At 58.2% G+C, this 19,301-nt stretch carries 23 protein-coding genes; 11 read left to right on the top strand and 12 right to left on the bottom strand.

Features of this window, described 5'->3' with window-relative positions; genetic code table 11:
* Positions 1–262 precede the first annotated feature (262 nt).
* Complete coding sequence (locus EGX79_09070) at positions 263–1,147, bottom strand: sulfurtransferase (protein ID AYX82319.1); 885 nt, start codon at positions 1,145–1,147, stop codon at positions 263–265.
* 363 nt (positions 1,148–1,510) lie between these two features.
* On the opposite strand from EGX79_09070, the gene EGX79_09065 reads away from it, so the two are divergent.
* On the top strand, positions 1,511–2,569 hold the full coding sequence (locus tag EGX79_09065) for a hypothetical protein (protein ID AYX82318.1): 1,059 nt from the start codon (positions 1,511–1,513) through the stop codon (positions 2,567–2,569).
* A 66-nt stretch (positions 2,570–2,635) separates the two neighbouring features.
* On the opposite strand, the gene EGX79_09060 is transcribed toward EGX79_09065, so the two are convergent.
* Positions 2,636–3,238, bottom strand: a complete 603-nt coding sequence (locus tag EGX79_09060; protein AYX82317.1) for a septum formation inhibitor Maf — start codon at positions 3,236–3,238, stop codon at positions 2,636–2,638.
* Positions 3,239–3,397: 159 nt separating this feature from the next.
* Between EGX79_09060 and EGX79_09055 the strand changes: the two genes are divergently transcribed.
* Both EGX79_09055 and EGX79_09050 read left to right on the top strand, forming a co-directional pair.
* A complete protein-coding gene (locus EGX79_09055) occupies positions 3,398–3,610 on the top strand; it encodes a transcriptional regulator (GenBank protein AYX82316.1) in 213 nt (70 codons plus the stop codon).
* Positions 3,611–3,612: 2 nt separating this feature from the next.
* The gene (locus EGX79_09050) at positions 3,613–4,155 is read left to right on the top strand and encodes a hypothetical protein (GenBank protein AYX82315.1); all 543 of its coding nucleotides are present in this window, start codon (positions 3,613–3,615) and stop codon (positions 4,153–4,155) included.
* A gap of 136 nt (positions 4,156–4,291) precedes the next feature.
* Here the strand turns inward: EGX79_09050 and EGX79_09045 are convergent, their stop codons facing one another.
* From EGX79_09045 to EGX79_09035, 3 genes are all read right to left on the bottom strand, one after another.
* Positions 4,292–4,552 (bottom strand): acyl-CoA carboxylase subunit epsilon, encoded by a 261-nt coding sequence (locus tag EGX79_09045; GenBank protein ID AYX82314.1) that lies wholly within the window; start codon positions 4,550–4,552, stop codon positions 4,292–4,294.
* Entirely contained in the window at positions 4,549–6,177 is a 1,629-nt protein-coding gene (locus EGX79_09040; protein ID AYX82313.1) for an acyl-CoA carboxylase subunit beta, read from the bottom strand. Before EGX79_09040 ends, EGX79_09045 begins: the two co-directional genes overlap by 4 nt.
* Positions 6,178–6,282: 105 nt before the next feature.
* Positions 6,283–7,923, bottom strand: coding sequence for an acyl-CoA carboxylase subunit beta (locus EGX79_09035; GenBank protein AYX82312.1), 1,641 nt, complete (start codon positions 7,921–7,923; stop codon positions 6,283–6,285).
* 126 nt (positions 7,924–8,049) lie between these two features.
* Here EGX79_09035 and EGX79_09030 point away from each other — a divergent pair, with 126 nt between their 5' ends.
* The 4 genes from EGX79_09030 to purE all read left to right on the top strand — a co-directional run bounded on the left by EGX79_09030 (position 8,050) and on the right by purE (position 11,289).
* The gene (locus tag EGX79_09030) at positions 8,050–8,907 is read left to right on the top strand and encodes a biotin--[acetyl-CoA-carboxylase] ligase (protein ID AYX82311.1); all 858 of its coding nucleotides are present in this window, start codon (positions 8,050–8,052) and stop codon (positions 8,905–8,907) included.
* A gap of 6 nt (positions 8,908–8,913) precedes the next feature.
* Positions 8,914–9,375 (top strand): hypothetical protein, encoded by a 462-nt coding sequence (locus EGX79_09025; GenBank protein ID AYX82310.1) that lies wholly within the window; start codon positions 8,914–8,916, stop codon positions 9,373–9,375.
* Positions 9,376–9,405: 30 nt separating this feature from the next.
* Positions 9,406–10,695 (top strand): 5-(carboxyamino)imidazole ribonucleotide synthase, encoded by a 1,290-nt coding sequence (locus EGX79_09020; protein AYX82309.1) that lies wholly within the window; start codon positions 9,406–9,408, stop codon positions 10,693–10,695.
* A 117-nt stretch (positions 10,696–10,812) separates the two neighbouring features.
* Positions 10,813–11,289, top strand: coding sequence for a 5-(carboxyamino)imidazole ribonucleotide mutase (purE, locus tag EGX79_09015; protein ID AYX82780.1), 477 nt, complete (start codon positions 10,813–10,815; stop codon positions 11,287–11,289).
* A 20-nt stretch (positions 11,290–11,309) separates the two neighbouring features.
* On the opposite strand, the gene EGX79_09010 is transcribed toward purE, so the two are convergent.
* The 7 genes from EGX79_09010 to rpmB all read right to left on the bottom strand — a co-directional run bounded on the left by EGX79_09010 (position 11,310) and on the right by rpmB (position 15,827).
* Positions 11,310–12,920 (bottom strand): FMN-binding glutamate synthase family protein, encoded by a 1,611-nt coding sequence (locus tag EGX79_09010; GenBank protein AYX82308.1) that lies wholly within the window; start codon positions 12,918–12,920, stop codon positions 11,310–11,312.
* A 53-nt stretch (positions 12,921–12,973) separates the two neighbouring features.
* Positions 12,974–13,699: a TIGR03089 family protein gene (locus tag EGX79_09005; GenBank protein ID AYX82307.1), complete on the bottom strand. Its 726-nt coding sequence runs from the start codon at positions 13,697–13,699 to the stop codon at positions 12,974–12,976.
* 47 nt (positions 13,700–13,746) lie between these two features.
* Complete coding sequence (locus tag EGX79_09000; protein AYX82306.1) at positions 13,747–14,682, bottom strand: AEC family transporter; 936 nt, start codon at positions 14,680–14,682, stop codon at positions 13,747–13,749.
* A 165-nt stretch (positions 14,683–14,847) separates the two neighbouring features.
* A complete protein-coding gene (rpsR, locus tag EGX79_08995) occupies positions 14,848–15,099 on the bottom strand; it encodes a 30S ribosomal protein S18 (GenBank protein ID AYX82305.1) in 252 nt (83 codons plus the stop codon).
* Positions 15,100–15,113: 14 nt separating this feature from the next.
* Positions 15,114–15,419, bottom strand: coding sequence for a 30S ribosomal protein S14 (locus EGX79_08990; GenBank protein AYX82304.1), 306 nt, complete (start codon positions 15,417–15,419; stop codon positions 15,114–15,116).
* Positions 15,420–15,422: 3 nt separating this feature from the next.
* On the bottom strand, positions 15,423–15,587 hold the full coding sequence (gene rpmG, locus EGX79_08985) for a 50S ribosomal protein L33 (protein AYX82303.1): 165 nt from the start codon (positions 15,585–15,587) through the stop codon (positions 15,423–15,425).
* A 3-nt stretch (positions 15,588–15,590) separates the two neighbouring features.
* On the bottom strand, positions 15,591–15,827 hold the full coding sequence (gene rpmB, locus EGX79_08980; protein ID AYX82302.1) for a 50S ribosomal protein L28: 237 nt from the start codon (positions 15,825–15,827) through the stop codon (positions 15,591–15,593).
* A gap of 456 nt (positions 15,828–16,283) precedes the next feature.
* Between rpmB and EGX79_08975 the strand changes: the two genes are divergently transcribed.
* The 4 genes from EGX79_08975 to EGX79_08960 all read left to right on the top strand — a co-directional run bounded on the left by EGX79_08975 (position 16,284) and on the right by EGX79_08960 (position 19,236).
* Positions 16,284–16,550 carry a type B 50S ribosomal protein L31 gene (locus EGX79_08975; protein ID AYX82301.1) on the top strand — a complete coding sequence of 89 codons (267 nt, stop codon included), beginning with the start codon at positions 16,284–16,286 and terminating at the stop codon, positions 16,548–16,550.
* Positions 16,551–16,571: 21 nt separating this feature from the next.
* On the top strand, positions 16,572–16,745 hold the full coding sequence (gene rpmF, locus EGX79_08970) for a 50S ribosomal protein L32 (GenBank protein AYX82300.1): 174 nt from the start codon (positions 16,572–16,574) through the stop codon (positions 16,743–16,745).
* 242 nt (positions 16,746–16,987) lie between these two features.
* Complete coding sequence (locus tag EGX79_08965) at positions 16,988–17,680, top strand: DNA-binding response regulator (GenBank protein AYX82299.1); 693 nt, start codon at positions 16,988–16,990, stop codon at positions 17,678–17,680.
* On the top strand, positions 17,680–19,236 hold the full coding sequence (locus tag EGX79_08960; protein ID AYX82298.1) for a sensor histidine kinase: 1,557 nt from the start codon (positions 17,680–17,682) through the stop codon (positions 19,234–19,236). Before EGX79_08965 ends, EGX79_08960 begins: the two co-directional genes overlap by 1 nt.
* Positions 19,237–19,301 lie beyond the last annotated feature (65 nt).

Genomic DNA, 19,301 nt, shown 5'->3' with positions numbered 1-19,301 from the left:
GGTGCGGTAAGCAACCTCTTTTTGCTCGCTACATAAGGGGGTAGGGATTGTGGTCTTGAGCAGCGTTCAAGTGGTCATGGGGGCAGCTGAAGTGGCTATTTTCCGCCCAAAAACCTAGGTTTGTGGTTAAAATTATCACCCAAGAGTGCAAGAGCCGCCCCCTTGATTGGGGGCGGCAGGGGGAAACTAAATCTCCGGTGTAGCGTCAGCCGCTGACGCTGGAAAAACGGTGGGGGAAGCGCCCACCGGTTGCGTCGATCGCCTACAGGCTTCCCGGCTCCGAACCGTGGGCAATGGGCATGCCAATCATATTGCCCCACTCAACCCACGAGCCGTCGTAGTTGCGAACATTCTCGTGGCCGAGCAGGTGGTGCAGTACAAACCAGGTGTGCGCGGAGCGCTCGCCGATGCGGCAGTAGACAATCGCCTCATCTTCAAATTGGACGTGCGCGTAAATCTGCTCGAGCTCTTCGCGATCGCGGAAACGCGAGTTCGGGTGAACGGACTGATTCCATGGAATGTTTACCGCGGTTGGAATGTGGCCACCACGCAGGACGCCTTCCTGTGGGTAATCGACCATGTGGGTTCGTGCACCGGCATACTCCTCCGGAGTGCGCACGTCGATAATCGGAGCCTTTCCAATGAGCTCACGTGTATCGCTGAAGTAGGCGCGCAGTGTCTTGTCGTCGCGCTCGACGACAGGGTAGTCAGTGCGTGGGTAATTGGGGACCTCGAAGCTCGTGTCTCGTTCTTCAGTCATCCAGGCATCGCGGCCACCGTTAAGCAGGCGCACGTCGGGATGCCCAAAAAGCTCGAAGACCCAGAGTGTGTAGGCGGCCCACCAGTTGGACTTGTCGCCGTAGATTACGACGGTGTCATCGCGCGAGATGCCCTTCTCGCGCATGAGCTCGGCAAAGCCTTCGGCGTCGATATAGTCGCGGCGCACGGGATCGTTAAGGTCGTGATGCCAGTCGATGCGAACCGCGCCCGGAATATGTCCAATGTCGTAGAGCAGTGAGTCCTCGTCGGATTCAACAACGCGCAGACCGGGAGAGCCCAGTCGGGCAGCAAGCCAGGAGCTAGAGACGAGGCGCTCAGGGTGGGCGTACTGCTGGAACTGGGGGTGCGGGTCGTGCGGAACAGCCATCGGATACTCCCTTGGCGCAAGTTGGGTGGGTGGGACTTTCTGACGTTTATCGTCAATTGCATATCTAGTTTACGGGTCGCGTGGCGAACGGCGGAATAGTCCCCAGTGTGAGCGCTTTCCGACGGCAACAATTGCGTCCGCGGCCACCCTGGGATACGCCTCACAGTTGGGGGTAAAAGCAGTGTTTTCAGCGCGCTTGGAGTCCAGGTAGTGCCCTAAAATTTAGCTGAGAGTTAGCGCAAAAACTGTGTTGATTCGTATCACTGGAAAATGGGCTGAAATGGGCTATCTGCCTGGGTATTCGCTGCGTTACGGAGACAATTGAGTGCCGGAAGTCCATGTATTTTCTTAAAAGGAGTGCCTGTGCACAAGAACATTGTTGTATTCGAGATCGAGGGCGGCTCGGACAAGTACTTCGACGGACACCGCAAGGACACCATGCCAATCGTCAACGCTATCCGCGAAGCCGGTTGGTCCGCTGAGGTCGTCTACTACCGACCGGAGTGGAAGGACGACCTGTACGACTACGTCTCCCAGAACTTCGACGGCTACATCTCCCGCGTAAACCCGGGCAACATCCCGGGTGGTGAGAGGGGCTACTTCGAGCTTCTGACCAGTCTCTCGGTCGCTGGTTTGGTTGGTATGTCCACCCCGGGCGAGATGATGGCCTACGGCGCAAAGGACGCACTGGTCAAGCTCAAGGATACTGACCTGGTTCCGTCTGACACCGCTGCTTACTACGACGTCGAGGCATTCCACAGCACTTTCCCGACCTCCCTGTCCTACGGCGAGCGCGTCCTTAAGCAGAACCGTGGCTCCACCGGATCCGGCATCTGGCGCGTGCGCATCGCTGACGAAGAGGTTGCTAAGAACGTTGAGCCGGGCACCCCGCTGCCGCTAAACACCAAGCTGAAGTGCACCGAGGCCGTGGACAATCACACTGAGACTCGTGAGCTCGGCGAGTTCATGGATTTCTGCGACCAGTACATCATCGGCGATAACGGCATGCTCGTGGACATGCGCTTCATGCCGCGCATCACCGAAGGCGAAATTCGCATTCTGCTGGTCGGCCCGCACCCGGTCTTCGTGGTTCACAAGAAGCCGGCCGAGGGCGGCGACGCTTTCTCCGCAACCTTGTTCTCTGGCGCGAAGTACACCTACAACAAGCCGGAAGAGTGGCAGGACCTCATCGACATGTTTGCTGAGGCTCGCCCGGTCATTGCCGAGAACCTCGGTGGCGACAATATCCCGCTAATCTGGACCGCTGATTTCATGCTGGCAGACGGCGAGAACGGCGAGGACACCTACGTTCTCGGCGAGATCAACTGCTCCTGTGTTGGCTTCACCTCCGAGCTGGATATGGGTATCCAGGAGCTTGTTGCTCAGGAGGCCATCAAGCGCGTTGAGGCTGCTAACAAGTAGTCTCAACAGCTAGGAAAACCGCACCAAATTGGTGCGGTTTTTGCTTTTCGACGGTTCTTGCGATGCCTACCGATTCCAGAACTGGGAGACCGAATAGCCGTAGCGATACAGAGCTCGGCGCACGACAGGTAGCGACAGTCCGATCACACTGGATGAGTCGCCATTGATGCCATCGACAAACCAGCCGCCTAGAGCCTCCAAAGTAAACGCGCCAGCGCACTTCAGCGGCTCGCCCGTCGCAGCGTAGGCACGGATGTCCTCTTCTGGGACTTCAGCGAAATCGAGGGAAGTAATCGCCACCTCAAGGTGCTCGCCCTTTGGTGTCACGACACAGTGACCAGTAATCAGCTCAGCCGTCCGGCCACTCTGTTGATGCCAGCGCTCAATGGTCTTTTCTTCCGTGTGGGGCTTGCCCTGCAACTGCCCGTCGAGAAGCAGCATTGAATCCCCGCCAATGACAATGTCATTGGGGTAGGCCGGAGAGGCAGCGTGTGCCTTGGCCTGCGCGAGTTCCTCGACGATGCGTACCGGCGATGCGTCCGGAAGGGCTGTGATTACGGCATCCTCGTCGACGTTGGGCGCTACTGTGATGGGCTCGATGCCTGCAGAGCGGAGAATGTGCAGTCGCGAAGGGGAAGTGGAAGCCAAGACGATTCGGGGGCTGCTCATAGTTAGTGATTTTAGTGAGGGCGGAATCGTAAAGCCTAATTTTTGTGGCAAACATGCGTGGGGTTGGCCCGATTGTAAGAACAGGCAGATTTTTTTAGATGGCAGCTGCCTTCTAGTGATGTAAAGTAAAGTGGACATCAAGTTAAAGAAAGTACACAGATGAGTGGGGAAGAACGTTCGAACCAGGTCAGGAGATACCGACGCTGGTTGGAGCTGAGCCAAGCGGATTTAGCCGCGCAGGTGGAGGTCTCGCGGCAAACCATTGCAAATATCGAGCGGGGAAATTACTCGCCTTCGGTGTATTTGGCGTTGCGTATCTGCAAGGTCCTGGGAAAAACAGTCGAAGAAATTTTTGGTGAGGAAGGATACTGACAATGTCCTATGCGGATGTCGTAATTGAACGCAACAGCGCCACGGTGGACGATGAGTATCAGCAGATGTTGCTGCATAAGTCCTACACGTACGGGTTCACAATGATGATGTGGGCTAACTACGTGCTTGCAACGGTACTGATTTGGCTCATTCCAGAGCCAAAGATGGTGGGCGTGACAGTGGCAATCATCTTGATGCCGCTGGTTGGACTCTTGTTTTCGCAGCGGTGGTTGCGACGTCAAGTGCCAATGCCGAAGATTAATGGTCTTACAAAAGGCGAGATTGCAGCACTCGTAGCCGTCATTGGGCTGTGGCTGATTGGTTTTATCAGAGTGCAATTGCTCTCTGAGGCAAGCGCTGGTGGGGCACTATCGGAATCGTGGGGATTCATTGCCGGCGCTGTGGTGGGTGCTGCCATCGGTCTGGCGTTTGTGTATTTCCTGTTCAAGGTGGTGTGGCCGGTAGCTCGCAACCGTGATCAGCGTCGGCTGGACCGGGAGCTCGATGACGAGTTTGATGGCGAGTCGCTGGGTGAACAACGCTAGTAATAAGCAGTGGTCAAGGCTAAGGCAGTAACAAAAACCAAAGCGCCACCATCGGAAAACCCGATGGTGGCGCTTTGTGCTAGCGAATCGACGCAGCTAGCGTGCGGTAACGACTACGCGCTAAGCGGTAGCTGTACTAGTAGAAATGGACGTTGCGGAACGTGCCCGGTACGTGCTGGTGCGGCTGGTGGAAACCCTCTTCCAGCCGACCCCAGTTGTTGCGCGGGCCGCGGTCCTCTGGGGCGCCGCCGGCTGCTGCCATACCTGCGAACAAAAGCGCGAGCGTGGCAGTTTCAGCGTCAGACGGGTTGCCCTTGAGGACGGACATGAACGGTGCAGCCGGGGCTGTAGCGGCGTCCTTGTCTTCGGTTGCTGGGGTGTTTTTGGAATCGGTCACAGCGGAATGTTCCCATGCTTCTTGGCGGGTACGTTAACAACCTTGCGATCCAGTAGACGCAGACCCTCGATGATCTGGCCGCGGGTCTCGCTCGGCGGGATAACGGCGTCGATGAAGCCGCGCTCAGCAGCCATGTACGGGTTGACCAGGGTGGCCTCGTACTCTGCCTCGTACTCCTTCTGCAGTGCGACGACATCCTTGCCCTCGGCCGCAGCAGCCTTGAGCTCCTTGCGGTAGATGAAGCCGACAGCGCCGGAAGCACCCATGACCGCAATCTGAGCGGTCGGCCATGCCAGGTTGATGTCAGCGCCCATGTCCTTGGAGCCCATCACACAGTAAGCTCCGCCGTAGGCCTTACGGGTGATGACGGTAATCTTCGGGACGGTGGCCTCAGCATATGCGTACAGCAGCTTGGCGCCACGGCGGATGATGCCGTCGAACTCTTGGTTGGTGCCCGGCAGGAAGCCTGGAACGTCAACCAGCATGATGATCGGAATGTTGAAGGCGTCACAGGTGCGGACGAAGCGAGCCGCCTTCTCGGATGCCTTGATGTCGAGGCAGCCAGCGAACTGAATCGGCTGGTTGGCGACGAAACCGACCGAGCGACCCTCCACGCGACCGAAGCCGATGACCACGTTCTGTGCGTAGTCCTCCTGAATTTCCAGGAAGTCCTCGTCGTCGACCAGACGGGTGATGACGTCCTTGATGTCGTACGGCTGGTTTGGGGAGTCCGGAATCAGCGTGTCGAGCTCGAGGTCAGTCTCAGTGATGTTGTCAGCGATGGAGCCCTCGAACGGCTCAGCCTCCATGCGAGGAGCCTCAGCGCGGTTGTTGGACGGCAGGTAGCTGACTAATTCCTGAACGAAAGTCAGAGCGTCTTCGTCATCAGCGGCGGTGTAGTGCGAAGTACCGGAGGTGCTCATGTGAGTACCAGCGCCACCCAGCTCTTCCTGTGTGACCTCTTCGCCAGTGACGGTCTTAATAACGTCCGGGCCGGTGATGAACATCTTGGAAGTGCCATCGACCATGACAATGAAGTCGGTCAGAGCCGGGGAGTAGACGTGGCCACCAGCGCAGGCGCCCATGATCAGGGAGATCTGTGGAATAACACCAGAAGCCTGGGTGTTTCGGAAGAAAATCTGGGAGTAGAGGCCGAGGGAAACAACGCCCTCTTGGATGCGGGCACCAGCACCCTCGTTGATGCCGATAATTGGGACACCGGTCTTGATGGCCAGATCCATGATCTTGACAATCTTTTCACCGTAGACTTCACCGAGCGCGCCACCGAAGATGGCGCCGTCCTGCGAGAAGACACAGACCTGGCGGCCATCGATGGTGCCGTAGCCTGTCACAACACCGTCAGTGACAGGGCGCTTGGCGTCGAGGCCGAAGTTCTTGGAGCGGTGACGTGCGAGAGCGTCAACCTCCACGAACGAGCCCTCGTCCAAGAGGAACTCGATGCGCTCACGAGCGGTCATCTTGCCCTTGTCGTGGACGCGGTCAATGCTGGCCTGGCCCATTGGAGCCTGGGTCTCTGCGAGACGGGCTCGCAGATCGGCCAGCTTTCCAGCAGTAGTGGTCAAATCCGGGGTTTCACCGGTTGATGTATTTGCGGCAGTCGTCATACCAACTAGTTTACGTTTCGAAAACGGGGGGAGGTAGTTGGGGGCAATCGCTGTTAACAAAAGTAGGGGTAATGACTAGCTCGTTGTACAGCAAAAAGCCTGCTCTTACAGTGGAATATTGCCGTGCTTGCGCGCAGGCCACGGTACTTTCTTTGAAGTTAGAAGGCGCAGATTTTTTATCACTCGAGTTCGTGTCTCGGAGGGGAGGATGACTTCATCAATTAACCCCCGTTCGGCGGCACGATAAGGCGTGAGCATGTGTTGCTCGTATCCCATTTCCAGTTCAGCAATGAGTTCTTTCACACTCTCGGGAGTGCCAAATCTATCGGCCGCTGGGTCTGCTGCGAGAGCTGCTTCGGTGGCGGTTCGAATCTCGGCACGATGGAGGAAGCGTACTGCGCCTGAGGCGCCCATCACGGCGATCTGTGCCGTCGGCCAAGCCAGATTTACATCCGCGCCGAGCCCCTTTGATCCCATCACGCAATACGCGCCGCCATAGGCTTTGCGCATGGTGACGGTGATTTTAGGAACGGTTGCTTCTGCATACGCATAGAGCAATTTAGCGCCACGGCGCAGAATTCCCTGGTGTTCTTGATTTGAACCGGGGAGAAAGCCGGGTACGTCTACGAGAAAGACGAGTGGAATGTTGAAACAATCGCAGGTTCGGACGAATCGCGCGGCCTTCTCCGCTGCATCGATATCTAGGCAGCCCGCGAATTCCATGGGCTGATTAGCGACAAACCCAACAGATTGACCGTTGAGACGGCCAAGGCCAATCACGACATTGGCTGCTCGGTTTTCCTGGATTTCCAGGAACTCCGCATCGTCGCAAAGCGCGTAGATGACTTCGTGCACGTCGTACGGCGTGGATGGGCTGTCGGGAATGAGACTGTCGAGGGTGCGATCGGTGTCGGTGATTTCGTCACTGGCATCGGAATCCCAGCTGGGCGCGGGGGAGGTTGTGTTGTTGGGGAGGTAGTCGAGCAAATCGCAGACCCAGTCGAGTCCATCCTGCTCGCTAGCGGCGGTGTAGTGGGAGTTTCCGGCGATCTCCATATGGGTGTCGGCGCCGCCGAGCTCGTGCTGGCTGATTTTTTCGCCTGTGACTGTTTCGATTACGTCAGGGCCGGTGACGAACATACGGGAGTTTTCCTCCACCATGACAACGAAGTCCGTCAGTGCTGGGGAGTAGGCATTTCCGCCCGCGCAGGCGCCAAAAATGACTGAAATCTGCGGAATGACGCCGCTGGCGCGAACGTTGTGGTGGAACGTCTGGGCAATAAAGTCCAGTGAGACTGCGCCATCTTGGATGCGGGCGCCGGCACCTTCGTACATGCCAATAAGGGGGCGGCCGGTAGTGATGGCAAGTTCCTGAATCTTGACCATCTTTTCGCCGTAGACCTCTCCGAGTGCACCACCGAAGATTGTGCCGTCCTGAGAGAAGATGCAGACCTCACGGCCGTCTATGGTTCCCCAGCCGGTGATGATTCCGTCGGTCGCGGGGCGTTTGGCTTCCATCCCAAATGCGGTAGTGCGGTGGCGGGCTAGCGCATCAAATTCGACAAAAGATCCTTCGTCCAGCAGGTAGTCAATGCGCTCGCGGGCATTCATGCGCTCAGTCAGTTTGAGCTTGTCGTAGCCCCGCGACCCCATCGGAGTCAGTGCAGCAGTGCGTCGGCGTAGAAGGTCTTCATTGAGGAAAGCGGTGGTGTGTTGCTCCGCCGCCAAACGTGAGGAGATAGTCATGTTATGGAATGTAGTGTTTGGGAAGGAAAATAGTAAAGCAGGCGAGCTGTGATGATTCTCACGCTGTCGAGCTCTTGAGAAAGGTCACGACTCAGTGAATCCGGCCATGGCGCTAGACTGCTGTGCATGACCAACCCCAGGATTGTTGCTTCCCGCAAGCCTCTTGACGCCACGCGTGTGCGCGCAGCCGCGCCGGGCTGGAATTCCATTGAGGTTGTCGAAACCACTGGTTCGACCAACGCTGATCTTCGGAAACAGGCGGCACTGGGGCAGGTGGCAGATCTCAGTGCGCTTATCGCCTCGGAGCAGACCGCAGGTCGCGGTCGACTGAGTCGTAGTTGGACGGCCCCGAAGGGTGCGTCCATTGCACTCAGCGCGCTGCTGCGCCCGGAAGGGCTCGCACCCGAGCAACTGGGTCTGTTGCCGTTAGTCGCGGGCCTCGCAGTTGTCGATGCTGTTGTGGAAGTTGCGGGTCTTGCGCCTGAACGCGTTTCCCTGAAGTGGCCGAACGATGTCCTGGTTGACGGTCGTAAGCTCTGCGGAATTCTGGTGGAGGCCGCGTCGCTGACACCGCCAATTCTCATTCCGGGAATCGGCATCAACGTTTCCCTGCAGGAAGATGAGCTGCCGGTGCCACACGCCATTTCGCTATACCTGGCGGGAGCGGAAAACCTCGACCGCGACGACATCTCCGCTGGTGTGCTGCGTGCGCTGGGACGTCGTCAAGCGCAGTGGCGAAAGGGCGATGCGGAGCTGCTGCGGGACTACGAGGCGGTGTGCGCGACCATCGGTTCGAACGTGCGCGTGGAGTTGCCGGGGGATCGCGTGCTGGTGGGCAAGGCGGTTGGCGTGCGTGCCGACGGCGAATTGATCGTCACCGATGAAGCTGGCACAAGTCACTTTGTTGCGGCCGGTGACGTGTTCCATGTTCGTGCCACTGACGGCGGCTATGCGTCCCCGCAGGCTGATTCGGAGCGGGGGTAGTGCTGTATGGCCTTTCCCGATGATGAGTTGGACACGCGCGAGGCAATTCTGCTGGACACCAATCCAACTTTTGGTCGGCTGGTGTGGCCGCTCTTGGAACTCATGGTTATCACGGGCGTCTGCTGGTTGCTGATTGGTTTTATCGACGGCCCTGGGATTGCTCCGGGAGATCTGCAAGGTGTGCGTCAGCTGCTGCTCTTCGCGTGGCTGGGGCTTATTCTCTGGCGCGTCGTTCGTCCGGTACTAAGTTGGCTGGGGGAGCGGTTTGTGCTGACTGATAGGCGGATTATTTTGCGCCGCGGCATTCTGCGCCCGCAGGTGGTCTCGATTGATCTGCGTTCGGTGCGTGCGGTCAATCGCAAGGGCGGCGTGTTGTATCTGCACACCCGCAGTTTCGGCCCGCCGCTGGCTGTAGAAGATATTCCCAGCTCCCGCAAGGTGGCTAAGTTGGTCTCCCGGTTGACTTAGAATTTTGGGTCATAACCTACAATCAGGGGTGTGATTGCTTCGGATACCCCTGAAAACTCCACTAATTCCACTTCTAATTCCGCTGCAGCGCTAACTGCTGCGCAGCATCCCGCGCATGCTGATGGCGTGCCGGTTGTGGCGGTGATTGGTGACGGTCAGCTGGCTCGTATGATGCAGACTGAGGCCATTGAGCTGGGACAGTCCATCCGTTTGCTCGCCGGTTCGCCGGATGCTTCCGCAGCGCAGGTGTGTGCGGACGTTATCATCGGCGACTACCACGTCTGGGAAGATGTTGAGCGCGCTGTCGCCGGTGCGCAGGCCGTGACTTTCGACCATGAGCACGTTCCCACCGAATTCCTCAACAAGCTGACCGAGATGGGCTACTCGGTTCAGCCTCAGCCGTCGGCGTTGCTGTACGCGCAGGATAAGCTGCTGATGCGCCAGCGCCTGGAGGAACTGGGCGCTCCAGTACCTGCCTACGCTGCAATTGAGTCCGCCGAGGATGCCGAAGCATTCTTCGACCGCGTTGACGGTGCCGTCTGCCTGAAGGCTCGCCGCGGCGGTTACGACGGTCACGGCGTGTGGTTCCCGAAGGACCGCGAGAATCTGCGCACGCTTGTCGACGAGCTGTTGGGCAAAGATGTGCCGCTGATGGCCGAGCGGAAGGTCGCGCTGGTTCGTGAGTTGTCGGCCATGTGTGCGCGCACGCCGTCGGGCGAGGTCAAGGCCTGGCCGGTCCTCGAGTCCGTGCAGCGTGACGGCATCTGTGTTGAGGCAATCTGCCCGGCGCCAGGGCTTGCCGACGACCTTGCGAGAGCGGCCGAAAAGCTCAGTGTGACCATCGCTTCCGAGCTGGGAGTAACCGGCGCGCTGGCAGTTGAGCTGTTCGAAACCGTCGATGCTGACGGCAATCCGGAGATTTTTGTCAACGAGTTGGCCATGCGGCCACACAACACTGGTCACTGGTCGCAGGACGGCTGTGAGACCAGCCAGTTTGAGCAGCACCTGCGTGCAGTTGCTGACATGCCACTGGGTTCCACTCGCCCGACTGCGCCGGTGACGGTAATGGTCAATACGCTCGGTGGCGATGAGGCCTCGGATGTACCTATTTCACAGCGTTTTGCTGAGGTATGGCGTCGTTTCCCATCAGCGAAGATTCACTGGTACGGGAAGGATTGGCGCCCTGGACGTAAGCTGGGGCACGTCAACCTGTGCGGCTACGACGCAAGCCCGGAAGGCATCGCGGAGACCCGGCGGGTTGCCAACCTCGCTGCTGGCTACATCGTCGATGGCGTGTGGGCAGACGGCTACACCGCATAGGTGGCTGGCGCTGTATAAGAATTAGATTGCTATCTCAAGGAGACAACATTGGCTGAAGCAAACCAGGTGGCAAGCCCGAAGTTGGCCAACGTAACCGGTCCGCTGGTCGGTCTGATTATGGGGTCGGACTCGGATTGGCCGACCATGGAGCCCGCAGCGGAGGTCTTGGCTGAGTTCGGAATTCCCTTTGAGGTAGGTGTGGTCTCTGCACACCGCACTCCGGAACGCATGATTGACTACGCAAAGTCCGCCGCTGACAAGGGGCTGCGCTGCATTATCGCTGGCGCCGGTGGTGCAGCACACCTGCCGGGCATGGTTGCGTCGGCCACTCCGCTGCCGGTTATCGGCGTGCCACGCGCGTTGGAGAACCTGGAGGGTGTCGATTCCCTGCTGTCAATCGTTCAGATGCCGGGCGGCGTTCCGGTGGCAACCGTCGGTGTGGGCGGCGCTAAGAACGCTGGCCTGCTGGCTGTGCGTATTCTCTCGGCCGGTTACCCGGAGCTCATTGTGGCGATGGAGAACTACCAGGCCAACATGCGCGATCAGGTCCTGGAAAAGGACGAGCGTCTGCGCAAGAAGCTGATGGGTGAGTAGGGCGCGCAACCAGCCCCGAACTACCCGCGCATATGAACTGCGGGGTAGTGGAACGTGTCCGGGTCGGCGGTCTCCCAGGCTTCGGCCCAGTTGTGGAAGCGAGTTCCGCTCAGCAGCTCGCCTGGCTGCAGCCAGTTGTAGAGCTCCGCGTAGGTCTCACCGACCTGCTCATTGGTGCGCCGCAGCAGGTGGGACGGCCCCAGCTCAGAGAAGCTATTCAGGCCCATCGATGCCAATAGGCTAGCTGCTTCCGCGACCGTGGCATTGTGATAGTTGGCCACACGCTGACCCTTGTCGTCGACATCCAGGGCCTTCCACAGGCTCGGATCCTGGGTAGCCACACCCACCGGGCAGGTGTTTGTATGACATAGCTGAGATTGGATACAGCCGGTGGCCATCATCATGCCGCGAGCCGAGTTCACAAAGTCAGCACCGATGCACATGCGCTTCACAATATCGAAGCCAGTAATGACCTTGCCGGACGCACCGAGCTTAATGCGATCTCGCAGACCGGCACCTACGAGCGCGTTATGGACGAGAATCAGGCCGTCGGTAAGCGGCAGGCCAACGCGGTCGGAGTATTCCAGCGGTGCAGCGCCGGTGCCGCCTTCAGCGCCGTCGACGATGATGAAGTCCGGGGTGATGTTCTCTTCCAGCATGGCCTTGCACACGGCGAGGAACTCAAGCTGGGAGCCAACACACAGCTTGAAACCGACCGGCTTGCCACCGTTGAGCTCGCGCATGGTGCCCATAAACCGAACAAGTTCACGCGGGGTGGAGTAGACGCGGTGGTACGGCGGGCTCATCACACCCTTGCCAACTGGTACGTGGCGAGTAGCCGCGATTTCCTCATTGACCTTGTGACCTGGCAGCATGCCGCCGAGTCCAGGCTTTGCGCCCTGGCTAACCTTCAGATAGGTTGCCTTGACCTGCGGAATCTTAGCCTTTTCGCGGAAGAGCTCCGGATCGAAGTCGCCATCCTCGGTACGCGCACCGAAGTAACCGGAACCCAGCTGCCAATAGAGGTCGGCACCATACTTCAAATGGTAAGGGCTGATAGCGCCCTCGCCGGTGTCCTGTACGAAGTTGCCCAGCTTCGCGCCCTTATTCATTGCCATGACAGCGTTAGGGGACAGAGAGCCGAAACTCATGGCTGAGATGTTGAAGATAGACGCTGAGTACGGCTGGGCGCAGTCCGGACCGCCAATATCTACGCGCGGATCCTCGATGACGTGCTGGCTCGGCGCCATCGAGTGGCGGACGTACTCGTAGCCGGGCGCATTAATCTTTCGCTCAGTACCGAATGACTTCTTCGAGGACAGCCCCTTCGCACGCTCGTAGACCACGGTACGGGTATCGCGGTCGAATGGAGCGCCGTCGAAGTTGCGTTCGATGAAGTACTGCTGCATCTCAGGGCGAATGGTCTCACCCATGTAGCGCAGATGGCCGATGACCGGGAAGTTCCGCAAGATGGAGTGCTTCCTCTGAAGCATGTCATAGATAGCCACAACATCCAGGAAGAGGATGAAGGCCATCAGAATCCACCACCATGGGCTCAGATCCCATACAGCCAGTGCGCCCAAGACGTTGATGAGGGCGAGAATCGCAAGAATATATGGTCGGGTAATCACGGTTTCCAGGTTATCGCGACTACTTAGAGCGCTTCTCGACGGGACAGCTGCGACTAAATCACACGGGCTTTTTCGGCCGTAGAAATAGCAGTGACACGCTCGCTATCGCCACCGCGCACGACGACGGCAGCACCTCCACGAACCCAAGCCGACAGCACATTACATGCCCATTTATCTGCGGTGACCTGTGAAGAATCAGGCACCAGCCAGCCGTCGGAAACGACGCGGGAACCGGGCGTGAGCTGCATCTCGTCCGCATAATCGCCAGCAGATGAAAGCAGTTCTGCAGCCGACTTTTCCCCAATAACGGGGGTTTGGTCGGAGTCCGGGCCTGCGCCTAGATATGCGTCTGGGTGGAAACGAACTTCCGGACCAAAGTCAATGACTCCCGGTGGAATATCATCACCGCATTCCACGACACCGCGGCCAAAGGGATCGTCGGTAAGCACTGCGAGGTAGGCATCTGGGAACTTCTCTTCCCACGTGCTGACGTTGCTGACAGTGGTGAATACGACCAGCGGCTCCTCATCGCTAACGGTGACGCCAGCACGCTCGCAGCCCAGGATGATGCAGGCGGACTGCCAAATCAACGGCAAGTCAATCCATACTTGGTCTCCGGCGACGAGGTCGAACTCATCGTGCAGCATGTTGGCGATCTTGCTGGCCCAGTTGTCCAGAGTTTGGGCCGATAGATCAGTACGACCGCCGGTAGTTTCGTCATAACAGGTCAAACGAGGCACGGACGGGTCGGCCTCGAGAAGTGTCTTCAGAATCTCCACGCCTCCAAGGGTAACGAGATTCTCTCCAGGCCGTCGGGAAGAGTCCCCTAACTCAACAGCAGGGTGAACAAAAGGACCGTCGGCAAGCAGGCGATCGTCGTAATCACGCCACAATCGCGCGCCTGCTCAAGGTTCCGGCCGAAGCGGGAGGCGAAGGTGTAGACGTTCTGGGCTGTCGGCAGGCCGGCGATAATCACAGCTGCCAGCAGCGCATGCCCGTTGAGACCGAAGACGAAATGACCGAACAGCAGAGCGAGCGCGGGGTGGAGGAAAAGCTTCAGCATAGACGCCACCACGACGGCGCGACGAGGGGAGCGGCCGGCTTCCATAAACGGCATGCCATGCAGGCTAATACCGAAGGCCAGAAGTGCCATTGGCACTGCGGCTTGCCCCAATAGCCCCACTGGATGCGCTACGAACTGAGGTACTTCGATAGCAAACGCATTAACCGCAAGCCCCACCATCGCCGCCAGAAAGATTGGGTTCTTCAGCGGTGCCATGATGACATTGCGCGGTCGGAAATGGCCGCGGTTGGTGAGGATTTCCAGCACCGTCATGGAAGCGGGCGCATAGAAGGCAATCTGAAAGATAAGGGCTGGGACGACGGCGGTAGCGTCGTGAAGCACTGCGACTGCGATGGGCACGCCGAGATTAGCGACGTTGTTGTAACTCGTCGACATCGCGCCGACCACAGCATCGGCGCCGCGCTGTTTGAACATGGGCGCCACAAAAATCCGGTAGAACGCCGCCGTGCCAAGCGCCGACAGTGCCGCGACACCAAACGCCGAACCGAAGATGCTCGCCGAATCCGCCGTTGCGAGAGTGTGCGCGAGCATGCACGGCATCGCGATCCAGAACACGACCATGTTCAGGGTAAAAGATGCCCGCTTATCGACGATCTCACTGCGCCCAAACAACCAGCCAACAATGATCAGTACTGCGACGGAACCAAAGCCGGTGAATATTTCGGTGAGAGCGGGCATAAGTGCATATTTTAGACAATAAAAAACGGACCCAATCCAATCCCCTCGGTGGGGAAGGACTGAGTCCGTTTTACGCTGTTATCGCATGTATCGTCATGCGGCCAGCGCGTAAATAAGGCCTTTCGGCGGGTGTTCGAATGATCGGCTCCCGCCGACCAGCCATCTTTAGCGGCTGGTGAACGGCAGGAGTGCCATCTCGCGGGCGTTCTTCACAGCGGTAGCGACCTGGCGCTGCTGCTGCGGAGTCAGACCGGTGACGCGGCGGGAACGAATCTTGCCACGGTCAGAGATGAACTGGCGGAGCAGGTTAATGTCCTTGTAATCAACCTTCTCAACGCCTGCGGCCTTGAGCGGGTTCTTCTTCGGGCGGCGGGACTGCTCCATCCGCGCCTTCTTGTTAGAGTGATTGCGCTTCATTGGTGCTCCTCGACTTACCAGCTGGACTTACGGACGCCCGGGAGTTCGCCACGGTGGGCCATCTCACGAACGCGGACACGGGACAGACCGAACTTGCGGAGGTAGCCGCGCGGGCGACCATCTGCAGCGTCACGGTTGCGGACGCGAATCGGGGACGCGTCACGCGGCTGACGGTTCAGCTCGTACTGTGCGTCCATGCGCTCTTCGTCAGTGGAGTGCGGGGACTTGATGATGCGCTTCAGTTCAGCGCGACGTTCTGCATAACGAGCGACGATTTCCTTGCGCTGCTCGTTCTTGGCAATCTTGGACTTCTTAGCCATGAATTAGCGCTCCTCGCGGAATTCGACGTGCTTGCGGACAACCGGATCGTACTTCTTAATGGTGATACGGTCCGGGGTATTGCGCTTGTTCTTACGGGTCACGTAGGTGTAACCGGTGCCCGCAGTGGACTTCAGCTTGATGATTGGACGAATGTCATTACGTGCCATTTTTTAGATCTTCTCCCCACGTGCACGAATCTGAGCAACAACAGCCTCGATACCGTACTTGTCGATGGTCTTCAGACCCTTCGGGGACACATTCAGAGTGATGTGACGCCCCTCAGAGGCGAGGTAGAACTTCTTACGCTGCACGTTGGGGTTCCAACGGCGCGACGTGCGCCGGTGGGAGTGGGACACGGTCTTGCCGAAAGACGGCTTGCGTCCCGTAACCTGGCAAATCGCCGACATAGGGATTCCTTTGCTTCCTTGCCGCCCAATGCCGACATCACTGGTGCGCCACGCCGGACTATTGAATAACCGAGGAATCCACCTGGCCTTTTCCGGGGCGCTGCCCACTGACACTCGACGCTGAGCGCGTAAACGAATAACTAGACAACAGCGAGAGAACAGTTTACACACGAGTTGCGGGATAACCTAATCGCTGTTCCACTGTGGTTTTCTCGGCGCGACTCTCGCGGGTCGTCATAGAGTTCGTGCTTGTCGACGGGCGTTAGTGCAGGGCCCTTTTTTAATTTTCGGGCTCGAGCCTGTAATATTCCATCGAGTGTCACATGCCGGTTTATAGAAATATTGACCCGGTACGTGTCATTGTAAGTCGTGTTCGTACCCAACTCAGGCACGATTCTCTCACTCTTAGCTGGGGGAAAGCGACCTGAAGTTCAATCCTGAGGGAAACGAGAATTAATGAAGAAGGACATCCATCCTGATTACCACCCGGTGGTTTTCAAGGACGCAGGCACGGGTCACTCTTTCCTTACCCGTTCCACCGCCACCTCCGACCGCACTGTCGAGTGGGAAGACGGTAACGAGTACCCGCTGATCGTCGTTGACGTCACCAGCGAGTCGCACCCGTTCTGGACCGGTGCTCAGCGTGTCATGGACACCGCTGGTCGCGTCGAGAAGTTCCAGCGCCGTTACGGTAACCGCATTCGCCGCGCGAAGAAGAACTAAGAATAGGAGGGGAATAAGAAAATGGCAGTACCAAAGCGTCGCATGTCGCGTGCTAACACCCGCGCTCGCCGTTCCCAGTGGAAGAGCAACAACGTCGCTCTCCAGGAAGTCAAGGTAAACGGCCGCGTCTACAACGTTCCTCGTCGCATCGCCAAGGCTGTTCAGCTCGGCCTGGTTGACGTCGAGAAGTTCTAACGCGCATCTTTTAGGATGCTGACAACGTTCCTCGCTGAACCGCGAAGCGCTTCGCGCGCCCAGAGTGCGTTCAGTGCGTAAGGAACAGTTGATAAAGAGCTTTTTAAACCTCACCCCATCGCTTGTACTCGGCGATGGGGTGAGGTTTTTCAGTTCTATGGCCAGGTTTTATGGGAGCACTCTCACGAAGAATCTGTGTCACATTTACACTCACCTTATATTTTCAAGGCACAATGGGCAGTATGAAGATTTTGGTAGTTGATGACGATCAAGCGGTACGCGAAGCGTTGCGGCGATCGTTGACTTTTAATGGCTACACGGTCGAGCTCGCCGAGGATGGCGCAGAGGCCTTGGAAAAGATTGCCAAGGATCGTCCGGATTTGGCTATTTTGGATGTCATGATGCCGAAGCTGGACGGCCTGGATGTTTGCCGTCGGCTGCGCAGCGAAGGCGATGATCTGCCGGTCATGATGTTGACTGCACGTGATTCGGTCTCCGAACGCGTAGCTGGTCTTGATGCCGGCGCAGATGACTACCTGCCCAAGCCGTTCGCATTGGAAGAGCTGCTCGCTCGTGTCCGTTCGCTACTTCGTCGTTCTGCTTTGGAAGTGCCTGCGATGGAGGATGCCGCAACTCTGCAGTTTGAGGATCTCTCCCTGGACCCGGAAACTCGTGAGGTCTTCCGCGGTGAACGCCGCATTAGCCTCACTCGTACAGAATTTGCGCTGCTGGAATTGCTGATGAGCAACCCGCGGCGTGTACTCTCCCGTACCGCCATCTTGGAGGATGTCTGGGGCTATGACTTCCCGACGTCCGGCAATGCGCTGGAGGTCTACATTGGCTACCTGCGGCGCAAGACGGAGGCAGAGGGAGAGCCGCGTCTGATTCACACCGTTCGTGGTGTCGGTTATGTGATGCGGGAGACCGCACCGTGATGTTGCGCCGTCGTCGTTCGACCGGCGGTGGCGTGCAATCAAATCAGCGTTCTGCCACGGAGGCCAATCCGGGGCAAGGTACCGTCGGTAAGCAAGAGAAGTCCGCGAATACTGAGACGATGGCAGGGGAATCGCTTCCCGGCCTGCCGCGGAGCTCGCGTATCCCTTCGCTGCGTTGGCGGCTGACTATTCTGACAGCGCTCATTGTGGCGATGTCGGTGGGGCTGATGACGCTGGCTGCTTTTTTTACTGTGCAGGCAGCGCTATACCGCGAGGTGGACAGTAACCTCCGTAACCAGGCGGAAAAGCTGCTGATGTCACCGTACGCTTCGGAGTTTGCCATTGGCCCCTCCTTTGAAGCGGACTCGAACAGGATTCTGAACCCCGATCTGGACGCGGTGTACTTTGCCCACGGCAGTGTGGCGGGCAAAGGCGGTGGCTCAATCTCTATTGGTGGCCCCGAACTTGCGGTGTTGCGGGGGAATCGACAGGAATCGATTCGCACCGATGAGTACAACGGCCGTCGTGTATACGCCGTCCGCTCCGAAGACGGTGCGACGCTGATCCTTTCTCAGGATCTGAGCTCGACGCAGTCGGTCCTGAAAGCGCTCAGTGCAGTGCTGCTGAGTATCTCTGCTATCGGAATCCTCTTCGCAATCGGATCAGGTATTACGGTGGCAACAACGGGTCTGCGCCCGGTCACTCGGCTGCGCATTGCTGCGGAGCGAGTGACGGAAACCGACGAGCTGCGCCCAATCCCTGTGGAGGGCGATGATGAGCTTGCGCGCTTTACCCGCAGCTTCAATGAGATGTTGGCTGCACTTCAAGCGTCGCGCATTAAGCAGGCGGAGCTGGTTGCAGATGCTGGTCATGAGTTGAAGACTCCGCTGACGTCGTTACGCACAAATATTGAACTGCTGATGATGGCCTCCCGTTCGGGAGCGGCAATCTCGGATGAGGATCGCGCGGATCTGGAAGCTGACGTCATCGCACAGCTGGAAGAGTTGTCGACGTTGGTCGGTGACTTGGTTGATCTGGCACGCGAAGATGGCCCGCAACAGGTTATTGAGCATGTCGATGTCGACGAAATCATTTCCACGTCGCTGGCGCGTGTTGAGCGTCGTCGTCCGGATATTACCTTCGATGTGCAGACAGCTCCGTGGTATGTCTACGGGGATTCGGCGGGTCTTGGTCGCGCAGTTTTGAACTTGATGGACAATGCTGCAAAGTGGTCGCCAGAAAATGGCACCGTGCGGGTTCGTCTGACGCCGCTCAGCGAGGTTGTTGCTGAATTCACGGTGGCGGACTCGGGGCCAGGTATCCCGAAGGAAGATCGAGACAAGGTCTTCGAGCGTTTCTACCGTTCCATTCAGTCGCGGTCGATGCCTGGATCCGGCCTGGGCTTGGCCATTGTGAAGTCGGTCATCGTCCGCCACGGGGGTACGATTACTGCCGATGAGTCCGATGATGGCGGTGCCTTGATGCGAGTAACGCTGCCGGGCAGTCCGCACAGCGGAAAAGGTGACGACTCCGATTCAGCTCAAGAGCCTAGCTAGAAACGCATAACCCCACGTCAAAGCTGATGTAATCCCCGCTGCGCGCGGCCTTTTAAGGAAGCGTG

The organism is Corynebacterium jeikeium (assembly GCA_003955985.1).
Taxonomy (GTDB): Bacteria; Actinomycetota; Actinomycetes; order Mycobacteriales; family Mycobacteriaceae; genus Corynebacterium; species Corynebacterium jeikeium_D.
The sequence above is the reverse complement of the archived record's forward strand: the minus strand, read 5'-3'. Positions and strand labels throughout refer to the sequence as shown.

Coding starts and splice junctions, on each gene's coding strand:
- EGX79_09070 (AYX82319.1), bottom strand. CDS start 1,147: ATGGCTGTTCCGCACGACCCGCACCCCCAGTTCCAGCAGTACGCCCAC.
- EGX79_09040 (AYX82313.1), bottom strand. CDS start 6,177: ATGACGACTGCCGCAAATACATCAACCGGTGAAACCCCGGATTTGACC.
- EGX79_09035 (AYX82312.1), bottom strand. CDS start 7,923: ATGACTATCTCCTCACGTTTGGCGGCGGAGCAACACACCACCGCTTTC.
- rpmB (AYX82302.1), bottom strand. CDS start 15,827: ATGTCGGCGATTTGCCAGGTTACGGGACGCAAGCCGTCTTTCGGCAAG.
- purE (AYX82780.1), top strand. CDS start 10,813: ATGGGGTCGGACTCGGATTGGCCGACCATGGAGCCCGCAGCGGAGGTC.
- EGX79_09055 (AYX82316.1), top strand. CDS start 3,398: ATGAGTGGGGAAGAACGTTCGAACCAGGTCAGGAGATACCGACGCTGG.
- EGX79_09030 (AYX82311.1), top strand. CDS start 8,050: ATGACCAACCCCAGGATTGTTGCTTCCCGCAAGCCTCTTGACGCCACG.
- EGX79_08960 (AYX82298.1), top strand. CDS start 17,680: ATGTTGCGCCGTCGTCGTTCGACCGGCGGTGGCGTGCAATCAAATCAG.
- EGX79_08975 (AYX82301.1), top strand. CDS start 16,284: ATGAAGAAGGACATCCATCCTGATTACCACCCGGTGGTTTTCAAGGAC.
- EGX79_08990 (AYX82304.1), bottom strand. CDS start 15,419: ATGGCTAAGAAGTCCAAGATTGCCAAGAACGAGCAGCGCAAGGAAATC.
- EGX79_09025 (AYX82310.1), top strand. CDS start 8,914: ATGGCCTTTCCCGATGATGAGTTGGACACGCGCGAGGCAATTCTGCTG.
- EGX79_09050 (AYX82315.1), top strand. CDS start 3,613: ATGTCCTATGCGGATGTCGTAATTGAACGCAACAGCGCCACGGTGGAC.
- EGX79_08965 (AYX82299.1), top strand. CDS start 16,988: ATGAAGATTTTGGTAGTTGATGACGATCAAGCGGTACGCGAAGCGTTG.
- rpmF (AYX82300.1), top strand. CDS start 16,572: ATGGCAGTACCAAAGCGTCGCATGTCGCGTGCTAACACCCGCGCTCGC.
- EGX79_09000 (AYX82306.1), bottom strand. CDS start 14,682: ATGCCCGCTCTCACCGAAATATTCACCGGCTTTGGTTCCGTCGCAGTA.
- rpsR (AYX82305.1), bottom strand. CDS start 15,099: ATGAAGCGCAATCACTCTAACAAGAAGGCGCGGATGGAGCAGTCCCGC.
- EGX79_09060 (AYX82317.1), bottom strand. CDS start 3,238: ATGAGCAGCCCCCGAATCGTCTTGGCTTCCACTTCCCCTTCGCGACTG.
- rpmG (AYX82303.1), bottom strand. CDS start 15,587: ATGGCACGTAATGACATTCGTCCAATCATCAAGCTGAAGTCCACTGCG.